18 protein-coding genes are annotated in these 19340 nt (G+C 54.9%); 7 read left to right on the top strand and 11 right to left on the bottom strand.

Annotation, left to right across the window (positions count from 1 at the left end; translation table 11 throughout):
• Positions 1-11: 11 nt before the first annotated feature.
• From dtd to typA, 4 genes are all read right to left on the bottom strand, one after another.
• A complete protein-coding gene (gene dtd / locus CYR55_RS16455; RefSeq protein WP_101817452.1) occupies positions 12-449 on the bottom strand; it encodes a D-aminoacyl-tRNA deacylase in 438 nt (145 codons plus the stop codon).
• 6 nt (positions 450-455) lie between these two features.
• Positions 456-1346: a virulence factor BrkB family protein gene (locus CYR55_RS16450; protein WP_479415244.1), complete on the bottom strand. Its 891-nt coding sequence runs from the start codon at positions 1344-1346 to the stop codon at positions 456-458.
• Between the two features lie 38 nt (positions 1347-1384).
• Positions 1385-1972: a glucose-1-phosphatase gene (gene yihX, locus CYR55_RS16445; RefSeq protein ID WP_101817451.1), complete on the bottom strand. Its 588-nt coding sequence runs from the start codon at positions 1970-1972 to the stop codon at positions 1385-1387.
• 167 nt (positions 1973-2139) lie between these two features.
• Positions 2140-3963 (bottom strand): ribosome-dependent GTPase TypA, encoded by a 1824-nt coding sequence (typA, locus tag CYR55_RS16440; protein WP_101817450.1) that lies wholly within the window; start codon positions 3961-3963, stop codon positions 2140-2142.
• A gap of 407 nt (positions 3964-4370) precedes the next feature.
• Here typA and glnA point away from each other — a divergent pair, with 407 nt between their 5' ends.
• The 4 genes from glnA (at position 4371) to CYR55_RS23370 (ending at position 8732) form a co-directional block, all read left to right on the top strand.
• Complete coding sequence (gene glnA, locus CYR55_RS16435) at positions 4371-5780, top strand: glutamate--ammonia ligase (RefSeq protein WP_101817449.1); 1410 nt, start codon at positions 4371-4373, stop codon at positions 5778-5780.
• A 232-nt stretch (positions 5781-6012) separates the two neighbouring features.
• The gene (gene glnL / locus CYR55_RS16430) at positions 6013-7062 is read left to right on the top strand and encodes a nitrogen regulation protein NR(II) (RefSeq protein WP_101817448.1); all 1050 of its coding nucleotides are present in this window, start codon (positions 6013-6015) and stop codon (positions 7060-7062) included.
• Positions 7063-7070: 8 nt separating this feature from the next.
• On the top strand, positions 7071-8483 hold the full coding sequence (glnG, locus tag CYR55_RS16425; protein WP_101817447.1) for a nitrogen regulation protein NR(I): 1413 nt from the start codon (positions 7071-7073) through the stop codon (positions 8481-8483).
• Between the two features lie 111 nt (positions 8484-8594).
• The gene (locus CYR55_RS23370; protein ID WP_146000996.1) at positions 8595-8732 is read left to right on the top strand and encodes a YshB family small membrane protein; all 138 of its coding nucleotides are present in this window, start codon (positions 8595-8597) and stop codon (positions 8730-8732) included.
• A gap of 53 nt (positions 8733-8785) precedes the next feature.
• On the opposite strand, the gene hemN is transcribed toward CYR55_RS23370, so the two are convergent.
• A complete protein-coding gene (gene hemN / locus CYR55_RS16420; RefSeq protein WP_101817446.1) occupies positions 8786-10159 on the bottom strand; it encodes an oxygen-independent coproporphyrinogen III oxidase in 1374 nt (457 codons plus the stop codon).
• A gap of 185 nt (positions 10160-10344) precedes the next feature.
• On the bottom strand, positions 10345-10899 hold the full coding sequence (yihI, locus tag CYR55_RS16410; protein ID WP_101817445.1) for a Der GTPase-activating protein YihI: 555 nt from the start codon (positions 10897-10899) through the stop codon (positions 10345-10347).
• A 675-nt stretch (positions 10900-11574) separates the two neighbouring features.
• On the opposite strand from yihI, the gene yihA reads away from it, so the two are divergent.
• The gene (yihA, locus tag CYR55_RS16405; protein ID WP_101817444.1) at positions 11575-12222 is read left to right on the top strand and encodes a ribosome biogenesis GTP-binding protein YihA/YsxC; all 648 of its coding nucleotides are present in this window, start codon (positions 11575-11577) and stop codon (positions 12220-12222) included.
• Positions 12223-12378: 156 nt separating this feature from the next.
• Here the strand turns inward: yihA and spfP are convergent, their stop codons facing one another.
• The 5 genes from spfP to CYR55_RS16385 form a co-directional block, all read right to left on the bottom strand.
• Positions 12379-12426: a small protein SpfP gene (gene spfP / locus CYR55_RS24280; RefSeq protein ID WP_071892919.1), complete on the bottom strand. Its 48-nt coding sequence runs from the start codon at positions 12424-12426 to the stop codon at positions 12379-12381.
• Positions 12427-12590: 164 nt separating this feature from the next.
• A complete protein-coding gene (gene polA / locus CYR55_RS16400) occupies positions 12591-15386 on the bottom strand; it encodes a DNA polymerase I (protein WP_101817443.1) in 2796 nt (931 codons plus the stop codon).
• Between the two features lie 561 nt (positions 15387-15947).
• Entirely contained in the window at positions 15948-16571 is a 624-nt protein-coding gene (dsbA, locus tag CYR55_RS16395) for a thiol:disulfide interchange protein DsbA (RefSeq protein ID WP_101817442.1), read from the bottom strand.
• 28 nt (positions 16572-16599) lie between these two features.
• Entirely contained in the window at positions 16600-17589 is a 990-nt protein-coding gene (locus CYR55_RS16390; protein WP_101817441.1) for a serine/threonine protein kinase, read from the bottom strand.
• Positions 17590-17632: 43 nt separating this feature from the next.
• Positions 17633-17902, bottom strand: coding sequence for a YihD family protein (locus tag CYR55_RS16385; protein ID WP_101817440.1), 270 nt, complete (start codon positions 17900-17902; stop codon positions 17633-17635).
• 145 nt (positions 17903-18047) lie between these two features.
• On the opposite strand from CYR55_RS16385, the gene mobA reads away from it, so the two are divergent.
• Together mobA and mobB are read left to right on the top strand one after the other, a co-directional pair.
• Positions 18048-18635: a molybdenum cofactor guanylyltransferase MobA gene (gene mobA, locus CYR55_RS16380; protein WP_338153014.1), complete on the top strand. Its 588-nt coding sequence runs from the start codon at positions 18048-18050 to the stop codon at positions 18633-18635.
• Positions 18632-19144 (top strand): molybdopterin-guanine dinucleotide biosynthesis protein MobB, encoded by a 513-nt coding sequence (mobB, locus tag CYR55_RS16375; protein ID WP_101817439.1) that lies wholly within the window; start codon positions 18632-18634, stop codon positions 19142-19144. The genes mobA and mobB overlap by 4 nt, the downstream gene beginning before the upstream one ends.
• Positions 19145-19340: the final 196 nt, after the last annotated feature.

Below are 19340 nucleotides of genomic sequence, written 5' to 3'. Positions count from 1 at the left end.
TCGTTCTCCGGTTACACCTGTAACCAGAAGGTCACCGGCCCGTCATTCACCAGGGAGACTTTCATGTCCGCCGCGAAGCGGCCGGTTTCAGTCGGGATGCCCTGCTCCCGGCACAGGCCGGTAAAATGGTGGTAAAGGCGCTCCGCCTCGGCAGGCGCCGCGCCGCGCGAGAAGCTCGGGCGCATGCCTTTCTGGGTGTCGGCGACCAGGGTAAATTGTGAAACCACCAGCAGGCTGCCGCCATGTTGGCGGAGATTAAGATTCATCTTGTCGTTCTCGTCGCCGAAGATGCGGTAACCGATCACCCGCTCACACAGGCGTGCGGCTTTCTGCTCATCATCACCCTGCTCCACGCCCAGCAGCACCAGCAGGCCCGGCCCGATTTCACCGCATACCTCGCCGCCTACCGTGACGCCGGCCTGCAACACCCGTTGAATCAATGCAATCATAACGCCCTATTTCTCCTCTGTGAGAGCCATGACCTCCGACCGCTTTTTGCGGCGCAGGCTGCGGTATTCGCCCAGCGATACCGTGATCTCTGCCCCGAGCAACACGATACACCAGCTGACATAAATCCAGAGGAACAATATCGGTATTACCGCCAGGACGCCATAGATCAGCTGATACGAAGGAAACAGGGTGATATAGAGCGAAAACAACTTCTTACCCAGCTCAAACAGGATGCCGGCCACCAGCGCGCCAATCAGCGCATCTTTACCCGCGACGCGCACGGTCGGCACCAGGCTGTAAAGCAGCCAGAAGGAACCCCAGGAGAGCAGCAGCGGCAGCACCCGCAGCAACTGGTCAATGACGCTGTGCATCCCTTCCACGCTTAGCCAGTTCAGTGACAGCAGGTAGGAACTGATGGCGACGCTCGCCCCTACCAGCAGCGGCCCCAACGTCAGCACCATCCAGTAGACGGCAAAAGAGTAGACAATCGGCCGTTTGTTTTCACTGCGCCAGATTTTGTTCAGCACGCTGTCTACCGCCGCAATCAGCAGCAGCGCCGTGACAATCAGCCCGCAGGTGCCGATGGCGGTCATCTGGCTGGTGTTCGACATAAACTGTTCCAGATAGCGCTGGAGGTTATTGCCGGCGGCGGGCATAAAATTAGAAAAAATGAAATTTTTGACCTGGGCGCTGATCTGCGAGAACACCGGGAAAATGGACAGCAGAGAGAAAGCCACGGTGATCAGCGGCACCAGTGACAGCAGCGAGACATAGGCCAGATGCCCGGACAGCAGCAGCAGGTCATCATGGTCGATGCGTTTTATCAGGATTTTTAAATAGCGCACGCTGAAGCGGAAAGCCGCCAGCGTGCGCTCGGGTTTAAATCTTAACTTCACCATAAGCATTACGGCTCCGGAAAAGGGACCGGCACGCCTCAGGAAAAGTAGGCCGGAACGGTCGAGGCATCGGTGACCAGCACCCCTTCAATGCCCAGTGCGCGTGCCGCTTCAACATTGTCCAGCGAGTCATCAAAGAAGACGGCCTGATCGGGCGTGACGCCCTCCTGGCGCAATACATACTGGTAGATGCCCGGCTCCGGTTTGCGCATCCCGATCTCCTGCGACAGGTAGATGGCATCGGCCGCAGCCCGGACTTCCGGGTACTGCTCCGGCCAATAGGTGCTGTGCAGCCGGTTGGTATTGGAGAGCACCACTACCCGGTGCCCCGCGTTGCGCTGCTGCTCCATAATAGTGAGCGTCTCTTTACGCAGCCCGACAAACACCGCCTGCCACCCCGCTGAGAACTGCTCGAAACTCAGGGCAATCCCCATCTCATTACACAGCTGTACGGCAAACGCTTCATCACTGATCTCGCCGCGCTCGTGGCGGTGGAATGCGTCGCCCATGGAGAAGCTGGCATTCAGTGACGCCAGCGGCACCCCACTCAGGTTACTCCACACCCCCAGTACACGCCTGAAGTCGATATCAACAATCACGTTCCCTAAATCAAAGATATACAACATGGCACACTCCTGATGTTGCGATGCGGTTTCTCACTGTAGCGGGAAAGTGTAGACCTGAACAGGCACCGGTGTGGCAGAAGCGGGGAAAGTTTGCGGGGGGAAGACGCAAAAAAACAGGGCACCCTGAGGTGCCCTGTGATTACGGTAACGGCTGACGTGACGGACGCTTACGCGTCTTTCGGGCCACGGCTGGCACGTTTACGGTCATTCTCGGTCAGGTGACGTTTACGGATACGCACGGACAGCGGCGTCACTTCTACCAGTTCGTCATCATCGATGAACTCGATAGCCTGTTCCAGCGTCATTTTCTGCGGTGGCACCAGGGTGGTCGCTTCGTCAGTACCGGACGCACGCATGTTGGTCAGCTTCTTACCGGTCAGGCAGTTCACGGTCAGGTCGTTGGAACGTGAGTGAATACCGATGATCTGGCCTTCATACACTTCCGCACCATGGCCGAGGAACAGCTTGCCGCGATCCTGCAGACCGAACAGGGCGAAGGCAACAGCTTTACCCTGGCCGTTAGAGATCAGTACGCCGTTCTGGCGCTGGCCCACTTCGCCCGGACGAACATCGTCGTAGTGGCTGAAGGTGGAGTACAACAGGCCGGTACCGGAAGTCATGGTCATGAATTCGTTACGGAAGCCGATCAGGCCACGGCTTGGGATCACGTAGTCGAGACGTACGCGGCCTTTACCATCCGGATCCATGTTTTTCAGGTCGCCTTTACGCTCACCCATCGCCTGCATCACAGAACCCTGGTGGGTTTCTTCGATGTCCAGCGTAACGTTTTCGAATGGCTCCTGCTTACGGCCTTCGAATTCGCGGAAGATTACTTTCGGACGGGATACCGCCAATTCGTAGCCTTCACGACGCATGTTTTCGATCAGTACCGACAGGTGAAGTTCACCACGGCCGGATACGCGGAAGGCGTCAGCGTCTTCAGTTTCTTCAACGCGCAGTGCCACGTTGTGCACCAGCTCTTTGTTCAGACGCTCCAGAATCTGGCGAGACGTCACGAACTTACCTTCTTTACCGCAGAACGGCGAGGTATTGACGTTGAAGAACATGGTAACCGTTGGCTCATCCACGCTCAGGGCCGGCAGCGCTTCCACATTCTGCGTGTCACAGATGGTGTCAGAGATGTTCAGCTCGCCCAGGCCGGTAATCGCGATGATGTCGCCCGCTTCAGCCACGTCAGCCTCGATACGCTCCAGACCCAGGTGGCCCAGCACTTTACCGACTTTCGCGTTGCGGGTTTTGCCTTCGCTGTCGATAACAGTAACCTGCTGGTTCGGCTTCACTTTACCGCGCTTGATACGGCCGATGCCGATAACGCCGAGGTAGTTGTTGTAGTCCAGCTGCGAGATCTGCATCTGGAGTGGTGCTTCTACTTCTACCTGCGGCGGGGAGACGTGGTCAACGATCGCCTGATACAGCGGGGTCATGTCTTCCGCCATGTCAGTGTGATCCAGGCCGGCGATACCCATCAGCGCAGAAGCGTAAATGACCGGGAAGTCCAGCTGCTCGTCAGTCGCGTCGAGGTTAACGAACAGGTCGAATACCTGATCAACAACCCAGTCAGGACGTGCGCCCGGACGGTCAACTTTGTTGATAACTACAATCGGCTTCAAACCATAGGCAAAGGCTTTTTTGGTTACGAAGCGGGTTTGCGGCATAGGGCCATCCATCGCGTCTACAACCAGCAGCACCGAATCCACCATGGACATGACGCGCTCTACTTCACCACCGAAGTCGGCGTGCCCTGGGGTATCAACGATGTTGATACGGTAGTCATTCCATTTGATGGCGGTGTTTTTCGCGAGGATGGTAATCCCACGCTCTTTCTCCAAATCGTTGGAGTCCATTACGCGCTCAGTCGCTTCGGTACGTGCATCAAAAGTACCGGACTGTTGCAGAAGTTTATCAACCAGGGTGGTCTTTCCATGGTCAACGTGCGCGATGATGGCGATGTTACGCAAATTTTCGATCACAGCTTTGCCTCAGGCATTTAGAAATAACGCGCTATTGTACACGTATTAAGCGAGCTACTAAACAAGATCACAGCACTCTGTGTAAAACAACCTGACTCCGGTTAGTTTGTGATCCCTTTCACGGTGCAATGATCGCAAAATGAGCCGATTGCGCACCAAAACAGCGCACGCTTTTTGCCCATATGCACTATTTTAGTGCAAAAAACCCGTTATGGTGCATACTTGAAAGGGCAGAAAGGCACGAAAAGAGGGATAATTCAGCAATCACAAAAGTTGGCACACTTCTCGCTTAGATACAGGACGAGCGAAAAAGTCTACTCAGGGTGAAAACGCCTTACAAAAGGTGAGCCGCCATTCTGTTACGGTACTTCGTTCCACGACGACAAAAAAATCCGGGAGAAACTAGTATGTCCGCTGAACATGTTTTGACGATGCTGAATGAGCATGAAGTGAAATTCGTTGACTTGCGTTTCACTGATACCAAAGGTAAAGAACAGCACGTCACCATTCCATCCCACCAGGTCAATGCCGACTTCTTCGAAGAAGGTAAGATGTTTGATGGTTCCTCCATCGGTGGCTGGAAAGGCATCAATGAGTCAGACATGGTTCTGATGCCGGATGCCAGCACTGCGGTGCTTGATCCGTTCTACGAAGAATCTACCCTGATTATTCGCTGCGACATCCTTGAGCCGGGCACCATGCAGGGCTACGACCGCGACCCGCGTTCTATCGCCAAACGTGCTGAAGAGTTCCTGCGCGCTTCCGGCATTGCCGACACCGTGCTGTTCGGGCCGGAGCCGGAGTTCTTCCTGTTCGACGACGTGCGCTTCGGCAGCAGCATCGCCGGTTCCCATGTAGCCATCGATGACATCGAAGGCGCGTGGAACTCTGCGACCAAATACGAAGGCGGCAACAAAGGCCACCGTCCGGCTGTGAAAGGGGGTTACTTCCCGGTTCCGCCGGTTGACTCCTCCCAGGATCTGCGCTCAACCATGTGCCTGACCATGGAAGAGATGGGCCTGGTGGTTGAAGCTCACCACCACGAAGTGGCCACCGCCGGTCAGAACGAAGTGGCAACCCGCTTCAACACCATGACCAAGAAAGCGGACGAAATTCAGATTTACAAATACGTGGTACACAACGTGGCCCACGCATTCGGCAAAACCGCGACCTTCATGCCGAAACCGATGTTTGGTGATAACGGCTCAGGCATGCACTGCCACATGTCGCTGTCCAAAAACGGCAACAACCTGTTCGCCGGCGACAAATACGGCGGCCTGTCTGAAATGGCGCTGTTCTACATCGGCGGTATCATCAAACACGCGAAAGCGATCAACGCCTACGCCAACCCGACCACCAACTCTTACAAGCGTCTGGTCCCGGGTTATGAAGCACCGGTCATGTTGGCCTACTCTGCCCGTAACCGTTCTGCCTCTATCCGTATCCCGGTAGTGGCCAGCCCGAAAGCGCGCCGCATTGAAGCCCGCTTCCCGGACCCGGCTGCCAACCCGTACCTGGCATTCGCTGCCCTGCTGATGGCCGGCCTTGACGGCATCATCAACAAGATCCACCCGGGCGATGCGATGGACAAAAACCTGTATGACCTGCCGCCGGAAGAAGAAGCAGAAATTCCAAAAGTGGCCGGTTCACTGGAAGAAGCGCTGGCTTGCCTGAGCGAAGACCGCGAATTCCTGACCCGTGGCGGCGTATTCACCGATGACTCCATCGATGCTTACATCGACCTGCGCAAAGAAGAGATGGATCGCGTGCGCATGACGCCGCACCCGGTTGAGTTCGAGCTGTACTACAGCGTTTAATAAGACCGCGTTTAAAACGACCGCTGTTAAAAGGGCGGCGTTTTAAACACCAGAGTAGAACGACGGCGTGTTATCACGCCGGGTCAGACGATTTTTTGTTGCCGTGGAAACTTTCAGCCCATCTCCGGATGGGCTTTTTTCTCCACGCGCTTCCCCGCCAAACGCCGCCATCCGGTAACGCATTACCCCATGGTCTGGCAACGCGCACGACACAGGTGCAGGAGACTGCTTTATGGCAACTGGCAAGCTGCCCGATGCTGGGCAGATCCTGAATTCGCTTATCAACAGCATTCTGCTGCTGGATGAAGAGTTAGCCGTTCATTACGCTAACCCGGCCGCGCAGCAACTGCTGGCACAGAGTTCACGCAAACTTTTTGGTACCCCCCTGCCGGAACTCCTGGGTTACTTTTCGCTTAACATCGAGTTAATGCGTGAAAGCCTGAATGCTGGGCAAGGGTTCACCGATAACGAAGTGACGCTGGTGGTGGATGGCCGCGCGCACATCTTCTCACTGACCGCACAGGCGTTACCGGAAGGCTTTATCCTGCTGGAACTGGCCCCGATGGATAACCTGCGGCGCCTGAGCCAGGAACAACTGCAGCACGCCCAGCAGGTCGCCGCACGCGATCTGGTGCGCGGGCTGGCCCATGAGATTAAAAACCCCCTCGGCGGTTTACGCGGCGCGGCACAGCTGTTGTCAAAAGCGCTGCCCGACCCCTCCCTCAACGAGTACACCAAAGTGATCATCGAACAGGCCGACCGCCTGCGCAATCTGGTGGACCGCTTACTGGGGCCGCAACGGCCGGGGCAACATATTACCCAAAGTATTCATCAGGTCGCGGAGCGCGTCTGCCAGCTGGTGTCGCTGGAGAAGCCGGATAACGTCGCCCTAATCAAGGATTACGACCCCAGCCTGCCGGAGCTGGCCCACGATCCGGACCAGATTGAACAGGTGCTGCTGAATATCACCCGCAATGCCCTTCAGGCGCTGGGGGAACAGGGCGGCACCATCACCATCCGTACCCGCACTGCTTTCCAGATTACCCTGCATGGCGTGCGTTACCGCCTGGCCGCACGTATTGATATTGAAGATGACGGCCCCGGCGTGCCCTCCCTGCTGCAGGACACGCTGTTCTATCCGATGGTGAGCGGCCGCGAAGGCGGTACCGGCCTTGGCCTGTCCATTGCACGGAATCTGATTGATCAGAATTCAGGGAAAATTGAATTTAACAGTTGGCCGGGTCATACCGAATTTTCGGTTTTCCTGCCTATTCGCCAGTGAGGTTTGCTATGCAACGAGGGATAGTCTGGATCGTCGATGACGATAGCTCCATCCGCTGGGTGCTTGAACGTGCGCTCACCGGCGCGGGTTTAAGCTGTGCGACGTTTGACAGCGGCAACGCGGTGCTGGATGCCATCGCCACCCAAACCCCTGACGTTTTGCTGTCTGATATCCGGATGCCCGGCATGGATGGACTGGCATTACTGAAACAAATTAAACAACGCCACCCGATGCTGCCGGTGATCATTATGACGGCGCATTCAGACCTGGATGCCGCCGTCAGCGCGTATCAGCAGGGGGCGTTTGATTACCTGCCCAAGCCGTTTGATATTGATGAAGCGGTGGCGCTGGTGGAACGCGCCATCAGCCATTATCAGGAGCAGCAACAACCGGCACGCAGCCAGCCGGTGAGCGGGCCGACGGCAGACATCATCGGTGAAGCGCCGGCGATGCAGGATGTGTTCCGCATCATTGGCCGGCTTTCGCGCTCGTCGATCAGCGTGCTGATTAACGGCGAATCCGGCACCGGTAAAGAGCTGGTAGCCCATGCACTGCACCGCCACAGCCCCCGTGCCAAGTTACCGTTTATCGCACTGAATATGGCAGCGATCCCGAAAGACCTGATTGAGTCTGAGCTGTTCGGCCATGAAAAAGGGGCGTTTACCGGCGCCAACCAGATTCGTCAGGGCCGGTTTGAGCAGGCCGACGGCGGCACGCTGTTCCTGGATGAGATCGGGGACATGCCGCTGGACGTGCAGACCCGCCTGCTGCGCGTGCTGGCGGATGGCCAGTTCTACCGCGTGGGCGGCTATGCGCCGGTCAAGGTAGATGTGCGCATCATCGCCGCGACGCACCAGAACCTTGAGCTGCGCGTGCAGGAGGGTAAATTCCGTGATGACCTTTTCCACCGCCTGAATGTGATCCGGGTACATCTGCCGCCGCTGCGCGACCGCCGGGAAGATATTCCGCGGCTGGCGCGTTACTTCCTGCAGGATGCCGCCAAAGAGCTGGGCGTCGAGGCCAAAAACCTGCACCCGGAAACGGAGGCTGCCCTGACGCGGTTACCGTGGCCGGGCAACGTGCGCCAGCTGGAGAATACCTGCCGCTGGCTGACGGTCATGGCCGCCGGGCAAGAGGTGTTGATTCAGGATCTGCCGGGGGAGCTGTTTGAAACCAGCGCCCCGGAGAGCGGTGGTCAGAGCCTGCCGGACAGCTGGGCTACGCTGCTGGCACAATGGGCGGATCGCGCCCTGCGTTCCGGTCACCAGAACCTGCTGTCTGAAGCCCAACCGGAGATGGAGCGCACCCTGCTGACCACGGCCCTGCGCCACACCCAGGGTCACAAACAGGAAGCAGCGCGCCTGCTGGGCTGGGGTCGTAACACCCTGACGCGTAAGCTGAAAGAGCTGGGCATGGAATAAGCCCGGGCCGGGTGTAAAAAAGAGGCGCTGTTGCACATTTTTCCTGCGTTTTAGCCCTTTACAACCCGGTGCGCCGCATTATCATGAGGGCGCTAAACCGGGAGGCAGAAGATGCTACATTCACTTTTTGCATGGGTATCGCAAGGCGCGGCAGTAACAGCGGACGTAACATCGGCCACCGTCAGCCATTCTCCACAGACGGTCGCGGCGGCGGTGTTATGTTACGCGTTGATGAACTTCTTTAATTGAAATAACAGCCGCTGATGCGGCTGTTATTTTATCGGGCGTCCGGTGATGCGGCGTCAAATTACCCGCGAGAACTGTTGCTGCCGCGCCTGGCGGCGCAGATAGCGGTCAAAGCACATGCAGATATTGCGGATCAACAGCCGCCCACGCGGGGTGACCTGCAGGCCATGCGCGGATTGCTCCACCAGCCCATCCTCTGCCAGCGGCGCGAGTAACGCCAGATCCTCCGCAAAATACTCATGGAAGCGAATACCGTATTGCTGCTCAACCGGGGCAAACGCCAGGCTGAAGTTGCAGATCAGCGTGCGGATCACATCCCGCCGCAGGCAGTCATCCTGCGTCAGCGTCAGCCCGCGCCACAGGGCCTCACCACCGGCCTCTACCCGCGCATAATAGGCTTTGAGGTCTTTCTCATTCTGCGCGTAGCTGTCCCCCAGCATACTGATGGCAGAAACGCCCAGCCCCAGCAGATCCGTATCACCCTGCGTGGTGTAACCCTGAAAATTACGGTGCAGTGTGCCTTCGCGCTGGGCGATCGCCAGTTCATCATCCGGGCGGGCGAAATGATCCATGCCGATAAACTGATACCCCGCCTGCGTCAGGAAGGCGATGCTCTGTTGCAGAATCGCCAGCCGCTGCCCCGCGTCCGGCAGATCGGCTTCTTTGATTTTTCGCTGGGCAGCAAACAGGGATGGCAGGTGGGCATAATTGAACACGCTCAGGCGATCCGGGCTGAGTTCGGCCACCCGTTGCAGGGTGTAGGCGAAACTTTCCGGCGTCTGTTTCGGCAGGCCGTAGATCAGGTCAATATTGGTCGAGCGAAAGCCCAATGCCCGCGCCCGTGCCACCAGCGCAAAAATAAAGTCCTCATCCTGCTCCCGGTTAACCAGCCGCTGCACCTGTTTGTCGAAGTCCTGCACGCCCATGCTGAGGCGGTTAAAACCCTCGTCACGCAAGTGATCCAACACATCCAGCTCAATTTCACGCGGATCAAGCTCCAGTGACTGCTCAACCTCCGGCAGAAACTCAAAATGGCTGCGCAGGAGGCCCATCAGGCGGCTGATTTGCCCTTTGTCGAGGTAGGTCGGCGTGCCGCCGCCCCAATGCAGCTGGCTGACCTGACGCCCTTTAAACAAGGGTGCCCGCTGGTGAATTTCCTGCGCCAGCCGCTCCAGGTATTGTTCCGCCTTATGCCGCTGGCGCGTGACCACTTTATTGCAGCCGCAGAAATAGCAGAGCTTATGGCAAAGCGGGATATGGACGTAAAGGGAGAGCGGGCGGTCAGGATAGCGCGCCACGGCATGCTGAAACGCATCGGCGCCGAAATCCTGATGGAATTCCAGCGCCGTAGGGTAAGAGGTATAACGCGGCCCTGACTGGTTATATTTTTGGATCAGGGCCAAATCCCAGATAACGGCCTGCTCAGACATCTCATTTACTCCTTCCGGTATCGTTGCCTGCCGGGTCGGAGAAAGGGTGAGCGACTCACCTGCCTGGCCACGGAGGCGCTGCGCAAACGGGCTTTACGTTGCGAGAGCCGCCATAGTTTACCCAATAACCCTGCCAAATAACACATAAGCAGCAGGGTTATTACCGGGATAATCCAGCGCATGGATTAATGGGTGTCTTTCGGGTTTCCGCGCTTGAGCAACTGGTACATATCTTCTTTCGGCTCTTCTTCGTCAATGATGTCGTCTTCATCGTCGCCCAGTTCAATGCCTAACAGCTCCATCAACACATCAATGCGATCCAGCGTCTGGTCGACAAATGCCTGATCTTCCGCGCTCAGCGTTTCGCCGTCGTCCAGTTTATCCAGCAGGGCATCCAGACGCGGATCGTTCTCCAGCAGGGTGAGTTCCTCTTCCGGTGCCAGACGCGGTTTGGCCTCTTTCTGCGTTTTGGCGGCTTTTTTCGGGGTATTGCCGTAAACCGTTTCTACCACCAACGGAACCGCTTTTTTACTGCCCAGGCGCGGGTCGCGTTTCTCCTGGGTTGCGGTTTTTTTCTGATCGGTCTCCCCGGTAGCGCGAGAACCGGGTGCATGGCCGCGGCGCTTTTTCTGACGCTTACGATCGCGGGCCTCTAAATCCAGCTCGACACGACTTTTTTTCTTATTTTTGGTGTGGGGTGCCGCGGCTTTTACACGTGGCGTTTTGGATGGCTGGTTCATGGCATCTGCTCTCAGGGGGAAATCATTTCAGTATAGAATTGCGGCGGAATCTAGCAGAAAGCGGACAAAGAAAAAAGGCGGCAGGAGGCCCCGGCGCCTTTTTATCTGCTTCCTTATCAGGGAAGCGCTGTTTTTGCCCTGCCACCCGGCACTATTCCCTTATTCCGGGCAGAAGGCACCTCCTTGTCAGACCCTGTCCATAGGTGCTCCCTGTACCGGTGTTATCCTGCACCGGCCGTCTCCTGTGCATCCTGCCCACACCTTCCCGGTGTGCCTTTTCCTGAAGGGTGCCCTCCCGGCAACCTGGCGGCATACCTTGCCGGCTCTCCTTACCTACCCCATGTCCTTACGGGGGGAATGTCGCGCGCGCCTGCGCCTCCTGAAGCATCCTGCTGGAGAACACTTTACGCCGGTGGCGCTTCGTCTCAACCCAGCCGGTAGCGGGGAGAGAGTATGCCGATCCATTAATTCATTGAGCTGATTGGTTTTATAATTAAATAAACCGAAATTATCAGTTAAAGCCGCCGGAACGAATGGCAGATCGCTTACACGCCACCCGCCAAATGCCTGCATTTACGCCGCCTACAGGGATTAAAAGCCACAAACATGCCGCTTTTGGTAACGATGCAGTTATAATCGCCAGCCAGAGATATTTAGCCTTACGGAGACAACATTTTGACTATCCGAACTTATAACTATCAGGTGACCCATTTTGTCACCAGTGCTCCGGACATCCGGCACCTGCCTGCGGATGAAGGCATTGAAGTCGCATTTGCCGGGCGTTCGAACGCGGGCAAATCCAGCGCGCTGAACACCCTGACAAACCAGAAGAGCCTGGCACGTACCAGTAAAACACCGGGCCGTACGCAACTGATTAACCTGTTTGAACTGCAGCCGGGGCTGCGCCTGGTTGACCTGCCGGGCTATGGTTATGCCGAAGTGCCTGAAGAGCTGAAGCGTAAATGGCAGAAGGCGCTGGGTGAATACCTGCAAAAACGTAATTGCCTGAAAGGTTTGGTGGTGCTGATGGACATCCGCCATCCCCTCAAGGATCTGGACCAGCAGATGATTCAGTGGGCCGTGGCAGTTGATCTGCCGGTACTGGTGCTGCTGACCAAAGCCGACAAACTGGCCTCCGGCGCACGCAAAGCGCAATTGAACATGGTGCGCGAAGCCGCACTGGCCTTTATGGGTGATGTGCAGGTAGAGGCTTTCTCTTCCCTGAAGAAGATTGGCGTCGACAAACTGAGCCAGAAGCTGGATACCTGGTTCAGCGAACTGCCGCCGGCCGTGGCTGATGAAGTGAGTGACGAAGAAGAGTAACCGCAGGCGCGTTACCGCAAAACGAAAGAGACAGCCCATGGCTGTCTTTTTTATGCCTGGCGATCCCGGGTGGGAAAGCGGCTGGAAATGGCGGCCGGGCTGCCAATTCCCCAATAAAAAACGCCCCAGTCAATACTGACTGGGGCGGCTAAATATTCAGCCAAATCCGATTACGTGAAGTAAAAGGTCTGAAAGATAGAACATCTTACCTCTGTACCCTACGCCGTTAACTCTACAACATTTTTTCAAAGGGCAAAAGAAATTTTTGTAGTTTACTTACACAATATCCGGTGTTTTTGCGGCATATATCGTCATATCTTCCGCTTATGATGTAGCTTAATTACAAAAAATGCTTAGGTTATCGCCGTTTAGTGCGCCTGATCCCAGTTTTCACCTACGCCAACCTCAACCTGCAACGGCACATCCAGCTGCATACTCTGCTCCATCAAGGCACGGATCTTCTCAGACGCCGCCTCAAGAACCGATTCATGCACTTCAAACACCAGTTCATCGTGTACCTGCATGATCATCCGGACATGCGGATCCTGTTGCTGTTGCAGCCAGGCGTCTACGTCGATCATGGCACGTTTAATGATGTCTGCTGCCGTGCCCTGCATCGGGGCGTTGATCGCTGCCCGCTCCGCCGCTTTACGGCGCATCGCATTTTTCGAATTAATATCCGGCAGGTAGAGCCGGCGGCCATCCAGCGTGGTGACGTACCCTTTTTCCGCCGCCAGTTTGCGCGTGCGATCCATGTAACCCAGTACGCCCGGGTAACGCTCAAAGTACTTATCCATATAACGCTGGGCTTCATGGCGCGGGATGTTCAGCTGACGCGCCAGGCCAAAGGCGCTCATGCCGTAGATCAGGCCAAAGTTAATTGCTTTGGCACTGCGGCGCTGTTCGCCGGTGACGCTCTCCAGCGGCATACCAAACACCTCTGCCGCGGTCGCGCGGTGGATGTCTTCCCCGGCGGCAAAGGCCTCTAGCAGCCCTTTATCCTGCGAGAGGTGCGCCATGATGCGCAGTTCAATTTGCGAGTAGTCCGCCGCCATAATCTTGTACCCTTCCGGCGCGATAAAGGCCTGACGGATACGCCGCCCTTCATCATTACGCACCGGGATGTTCTGCAGGTTCGGATCGCTGGAAGAGAGCCGCCCGGTGGCCGTGACCGCCTGGTGATACGAGGTATGCACCCGGCCGCTGGCCGGATTGATCATCTGCGGTAGCTTGTCGGTATAGGTGGATTTCAGCTTCGCCAGGCTGCGGTACTCGAGAATCACTTTCGGCAGCGGGTAATCCAGCGCCAGCTCGGCCAGCACCTCTTCATTGGTGGACGGTGCGCCGCCCGGCGTCTTTTTCAGGATCGGCAGTTTCTGTTTATCGTACAGAATCGCCTGCAGCTGTTTCGTGGAGGAGAGGTTAAACGGCTCTTCCGCCAGTTCATGCGCTTTGCTTTCCAGCTCACCCAGACGCTCGGTGAGTTCCACCGAATGTGCCGCCAGAATTGATTTGTCGATCAGCACCCCAGTGCGTTCAATACGTGACAACACCGGTACCAAGGGCATCTCAATATCACGGAAGACATTTGGCAGGCCTTCACTGGCCTCAATTTTCGGCCACATCGCAAGGTGAAGCTGCAAAGTGACATCAGCATCTTCCGCCGCGTAGTGGCTGGCTTCCTCCAGGGCAATCTGGTTGAAAGTCAGCTGATTTTTCCCTTTACCGGCGATCTCGACAAAACTGACGGTGGTGTGGCCCAGATGGCGATCGGCCAGGGTATCCATGTCGTGGCGGCTGGAGACGCTGTCAAGTACATAGGATTCCAGCATGGTGTCGAAGGCGATGCCGCGCAGTTCAATGCCGTAGCGCTTCAGGACGCCCTGATCGAACTTCAGATTCTGGCCGATTTTCAACGCTTTTTCGCTTTCCAGCAGCGGCTTCAGCTTTTCCAGCACCAACTCAAGATTTAGCTGATCGGGCGCATCAATGTAGTCATGCCCGACCGGCAGGTAGGCCGCTTTGCCCGGTTCGATAGCAAAAGACAAGCCTACCAGGTTGGCCGTCAGGGTATCGAGCGAGTCGGTTTCCGTATCAAAGGCGAACAGCTCTGCTGCAGAGAGCTTCTCCAGCCATTCATCCAGCTCCGCCTCAGTCAGCAGCGTCACGTATTCATCCTGTGCCAGCTGAACGCGTTCTATGTCCGGTACCGGCACGTTGATGTCGATTTCATCCGCGCCACGGCTGCCGGAGGTGGGGGCTTTTTTGTTGATCAGCCACTTGCCCGCGTCCAGATCGCTGGCCCAGCGCTTGAACTCGTAATGCTGGAACAGTGCGCGCAATTCGTCAGCGGCCGGAGTCATGACATTCAGCTCATCACAGCTGACTTCCAGCTCCACATCAGTTTTGATGGTGGCTAACTGGTAGGAGAGATACGCCACCTCTTTGTTTTGCTCCAGCTTCGCTGCCATGGTTTTCGCACCACGGAAACTCAGGCCGGCAATGGCATCCAGATTGCTGTAGAGCGCATTCAGCCCTCCGATACCTTGTAACAGCGCCTGAGCGGTTTTTTCGCCAACCCCGGGTACGCCCGGAATGTTATCGGAGGAGTCGCCCATCAATGCCAGAAAATCGATGATCAATTCCGGAGGGACACCATATTTGGTGATCACTTCTTCAGGGCCGAGGATCGCATTATTCATGGTGTTGATCAGGGTAATATTCGGCGTGACCAACTGGGCCATGTCTTTATCCCCGGTGCTGATCAGCACCGCATGGCCCGCTTTTTCCGCCTGCAGGGCCAATGTGCCGATCACATCGTCCGCTTCCACGCCGGAGACCGCCAATAACGGCAGCCCCATGGCCTTCACCATATTATGCAGCGGTTCGATCTGGGCGCGCAGATCGTCCGGCATGGGGGGACGGTGCGATTTATACTCAGCAAATAACTCATCGCGGAATGTCTTGCCCTTGGCATCAAACACCACCGCAACATGGCTGGGTTGATACTGCTGCAACAGGCTTTTCAGCATGTTGATCACACCATACATGGCGCCGGTCGGCTCACCGGCAGAGTTGGTCAGCGGTGGAAAAGCATGGTAGGCGCGGTAGAGATAAGAAGACCCATCAACCAGGATCAGGGGATTTTCTGCAATATGTGCCATAGCGACTCTTTTTCGTCATCGGTCAATGTACTAAGGATGCCATAGCTGGCGCGAAAGGCGAACCTTCGGCGGCCTCTCTCCGCGATCAATCCGATCATTTGCGAGATGATCCGCAGGATCAATATTGTGGATAACTTTGTGCATAAAAGATCGCGCAATTGCAACACTTGCGTTCTTAAGCGCTTAATTTGTTATTTTTCTCAAATAAATCAAAGCATTGATAGCGATCAAAACGTTGGATATCTTTTTTGAGGGGTAATAGCCAATGTGGATATAACTTTATGCCGATTTCTGTTTTGCTTCTTTTGGTTAAATAACCATCGACAGAATAAATATCGTTTCCATTCCCTCCCCGTCCGAAACCCATTTCCTTTTCTCACAGGAAGCCAGGATGTTTGTTAACAACACATCATGACCGGCCGGTAATACACGATGGGGATAACCTCTTTCAGGTAGCTGTAGAGGGTTACCAAAATAGCGGGGCAGAACATCACTGCGCTCGTTAATAGGCTATAAAAAATGCCGGATAATCCGGCATTTTTTAGCGGCATTTCATTAATACTATTTCTGTGTCAGCAGGAAATTCACGACATCAGAGTATTGCTTGCTGTAGATATCCATCGAGCTCATATCCAGGCCATCATTTTTGACCATATATTTGCCGTTAACAAAGATAGAAGGCACGCCCTGCAGACCCATGTCAGCTGCCGCTTTTTCTTGTTGCACGACCAGGGATTTCACCACGAAGCTGTTCCAGGCAGAGTCATATTCTTCTGACGTCACACCTGCCTGAATAAAGACTTTCTTAATATCATCTGCCGTTTGTACCACCTGGGTTTTTTGTACGGCATCAAACATCAGAGGAGCAACTTTATCTTCGACACCCAATGCCAAAGCAACTGCCCATGCCTGAGTCATCTCTTTCCCTAATGGGCCAAGGAACTCAACGTGATATTTCGTTACTTTAGTACCCTGAGGGAGATTTTTTTTAATGGTGTCAGAGATATGGTAAATCTTTTCAAACTGGTAGCAGTGCGGGCAGTAGAAAGAGAAGAACTCCAATACTTGCGGCTCTCCTGATACCGGCTTATCCAGGGTGACAAATTGATTGCCACTTGAAAATTGCGCGGCTGAAGCACTGAATGCCAGCACCATTCCCACCAACGCTAAAAATATCTTCTTCATAGTTCCTTGTTCTCCGTTGATATTACCATTAATACATAGGCGTTAATTGCAGCGGGGGTTCCTGCAATTGGTTAAGCTGCTCTCTGAAAGCTGCCGTTTGGCTCTCCCAGAAACTTCCTTCTGTCATCCACGGGAAGCTACGGGGGAAAGCCGGATCGTGCCAGCGACGCGCTACCCAGGCCAGATAATGCACCATGCGCATAGCGCGCAGCGGCTCAATCAATGCCAGTTCTCGCTGATCAAACTCACTGAATTCTTCATAGGCCTCCAGCAGAATATCAAGCTGGATCCGTTGTTCTGCTTTATCCCCATGTAACAGCATCCAGAGATCCTGTACGGCAGGGCCATTGCGCGCGTCATCCAGATCAACGAAACAGGGGCCATCACGCCACAGAATATTGCCGGGGTGGCAATCCCCATGCAGTCGCAAGGATTGCCATTGTGTATGCCAGTGAAGCTGAACAGCACTAATAAGGTTATCTGCTGCCAGCAGGAAATCATGGCGCTGGGCACGGGGAATTAACGGACACGCATCCAATACTTGCCGGGGCTGAAAGACATATTCATCTAACCCGATAGTGGGCCGCGCCCCGAATAATTGCTTCCCCCCAATCTGGTGAATCCGCCCAAGATAACGCCCTACCATTTCCAGCTGATCGAGATTATCTACTTCATATTGACGGCCGCCGGCACTGGGGAAAACGGCAAAAAAGTAACCGTGATAGTGATTCAGGGTATCGCCGGCAAGCAATAACGGCGCTATAAGCGGGATTTCAGCCTCATTTAACTCAGCGGCAAAGGCATGCTCCTCACGCAACTGGGCTTCACTCCAACGTTCCGGCCGGTAGAATTTTACGACATAGCGTTGACGTGCCTCCCCCATAAACTGGAAAACACGGTTTTCATAGCTATTGAGTTCAGTAAGGCCGGATTCAGCGTAAAGACCCACATGCTGTAATGCATCCAGAATGAGATCCGGCGTCAAAGCATGAAAATTAAAGGCAGGTGTTGTCGGCATAGGGCTCATGAGGTGAAAGATTCAGTAGAAAAGAAGAGGAGCGTCACTCTTTAATGACGCCACGGGCCCGCAAGATAGCCGTTTTAAAATCTTCTTCATAATCTTTTTTCAGGCCGGGAATCGCCTCAGACTGATCGCTATCACGCATTTTCAGATGATAAATCAGCGTGTCATCTGTCAGGTCAGACAGCTCGCCCTGAAAACCGCTCTCATGCGCCAATTTTTGCAGGAATTGCAGCAGATTAAGATCGGCATCCTTTTCCCATGCCGGTTGAAGCAGCGCAATCAGTTCTTTCATCCGATGGCTATTCATGACGTTATCCTTGCTTTGGAGGAAACGGACAAAGTAGCAGGGATGCCCTTTGAGTGAAAGGGCGGGAGTTGTCAATAAAAGTAAATCATCGCCTCCGGCATACATGGCGCTACAATCGTTATCTCAGTAAACAGGAGATAGTGACGTGATACCAACAACGATTACCGGGGTCATACTTTGTGGCGGGCAGGCAACGCGTATGGGAGGACATGACAAAGGATTACTTCCTTTCCAGGGTAAGCCGCTCTACCAACATGTTGCTGAACGCCTGCAGCCGCAGGTGGCACATATTATTCTCAGTGCTAATCGTAATCTTGAGCAGTATCGCCAGGCCTATCCCACTTTTGCCGATACCTTTACCGGTTTTGCCGGCCCACTGGCAGGAATATTAACCGGTCTGCAAAACAGCGAGACCGACTGGGCCGCCTTCGTACCTTGTGATGTCCCTTTCCTGCCGGACGATCTGATCGAACGTTTGTGGTCGGCTCGTCAGGAGGCTTCTGTCGCCTATGCCCACGATGGTGTACGCGCCCATCCTACCTTATGCCTGCTGCACCGGCGTATGATTGCGCCGCTCATGCAATTTCTACAGCAGGGCGATCGTAAGTTGATGCTTTTTTTTGAACATGCTGGTGCTCAGGCGGTGTATTTCCAGAACCATGCTCAGGCTTTTCAAAATATTAATACCCCTGCTGAGTTACAGCACCTTTCACCTTTGGACAGAACCTCATGACGATACCGCTATTGGGCATTGTCGCGTACAGCGGTACGGGAAAAACAACGCTGCTTAAGCAATTGATTCCTTTACTGGCGCAGTGTGGGGTGCGTGTCGGCTTAATCAAACATAGCCACCATAATGTGGATGTCGATACGCCCGGTAAAGACAGCTATGAGCTGCGTAAGGCGGGTGCGCTGCAAACCATGGTAGCCAGCTCGCAACGTTGGGCGTTAATGACAGAGACGCCGGAGGCATCAACTGAGCCGGATCTCTTCTCCTTGGCCAGTCGTTTTGACAGCAATAGGGTCGATCTTATTCTGGTTGAGGGGTTTAAGCATGAAACCGTACCTAAAATTGCGCTCTATCGTGCAGCGGTCGGTAAACCTCTGGATAAACTGATCGATCACTATGTTATCGCGCTGGCCAGCGATCAACCTGTGACGGTAACAGTGCCACAGTTAGATCTTAACGACCCTTCACTTATTGCCACTTTCATTGCCCATTGGTTAAAGCAACATCAATGATGTCAGGCAAAGTGCCCAAGACAACATAACGTCAGGAATAAAAGAGGGACATGATCAGCGTGAAGAGTAAGAAATCAGCAGGTTGCGGAGCTTTTCCGCATAGCAAAAAGGCCATCCTTACGGATGGCCTCGTGCTTGATTTGATGCCTGGCAGTTCCCTACTCTCGCATGGGGAGACCCCACACTACCATCGGCG

The sequence above is a fragment of the Chimaeribacter californicus genome, assembly GCF_002858675.1.
In the GTDB taxonomy this organism is placed as follows: domain Bacteria; phylum Pseudomonadota; class Gammaproteobacteria; order Enterobacterales; family Enterobacteriaceae; genus Chimaeribacter; species Chimaeribacter californicus.
Note: the sequence above shows the minus strand (reverse complement) of the source record. Positions and strands in the feature narration are given on the sequence as shown.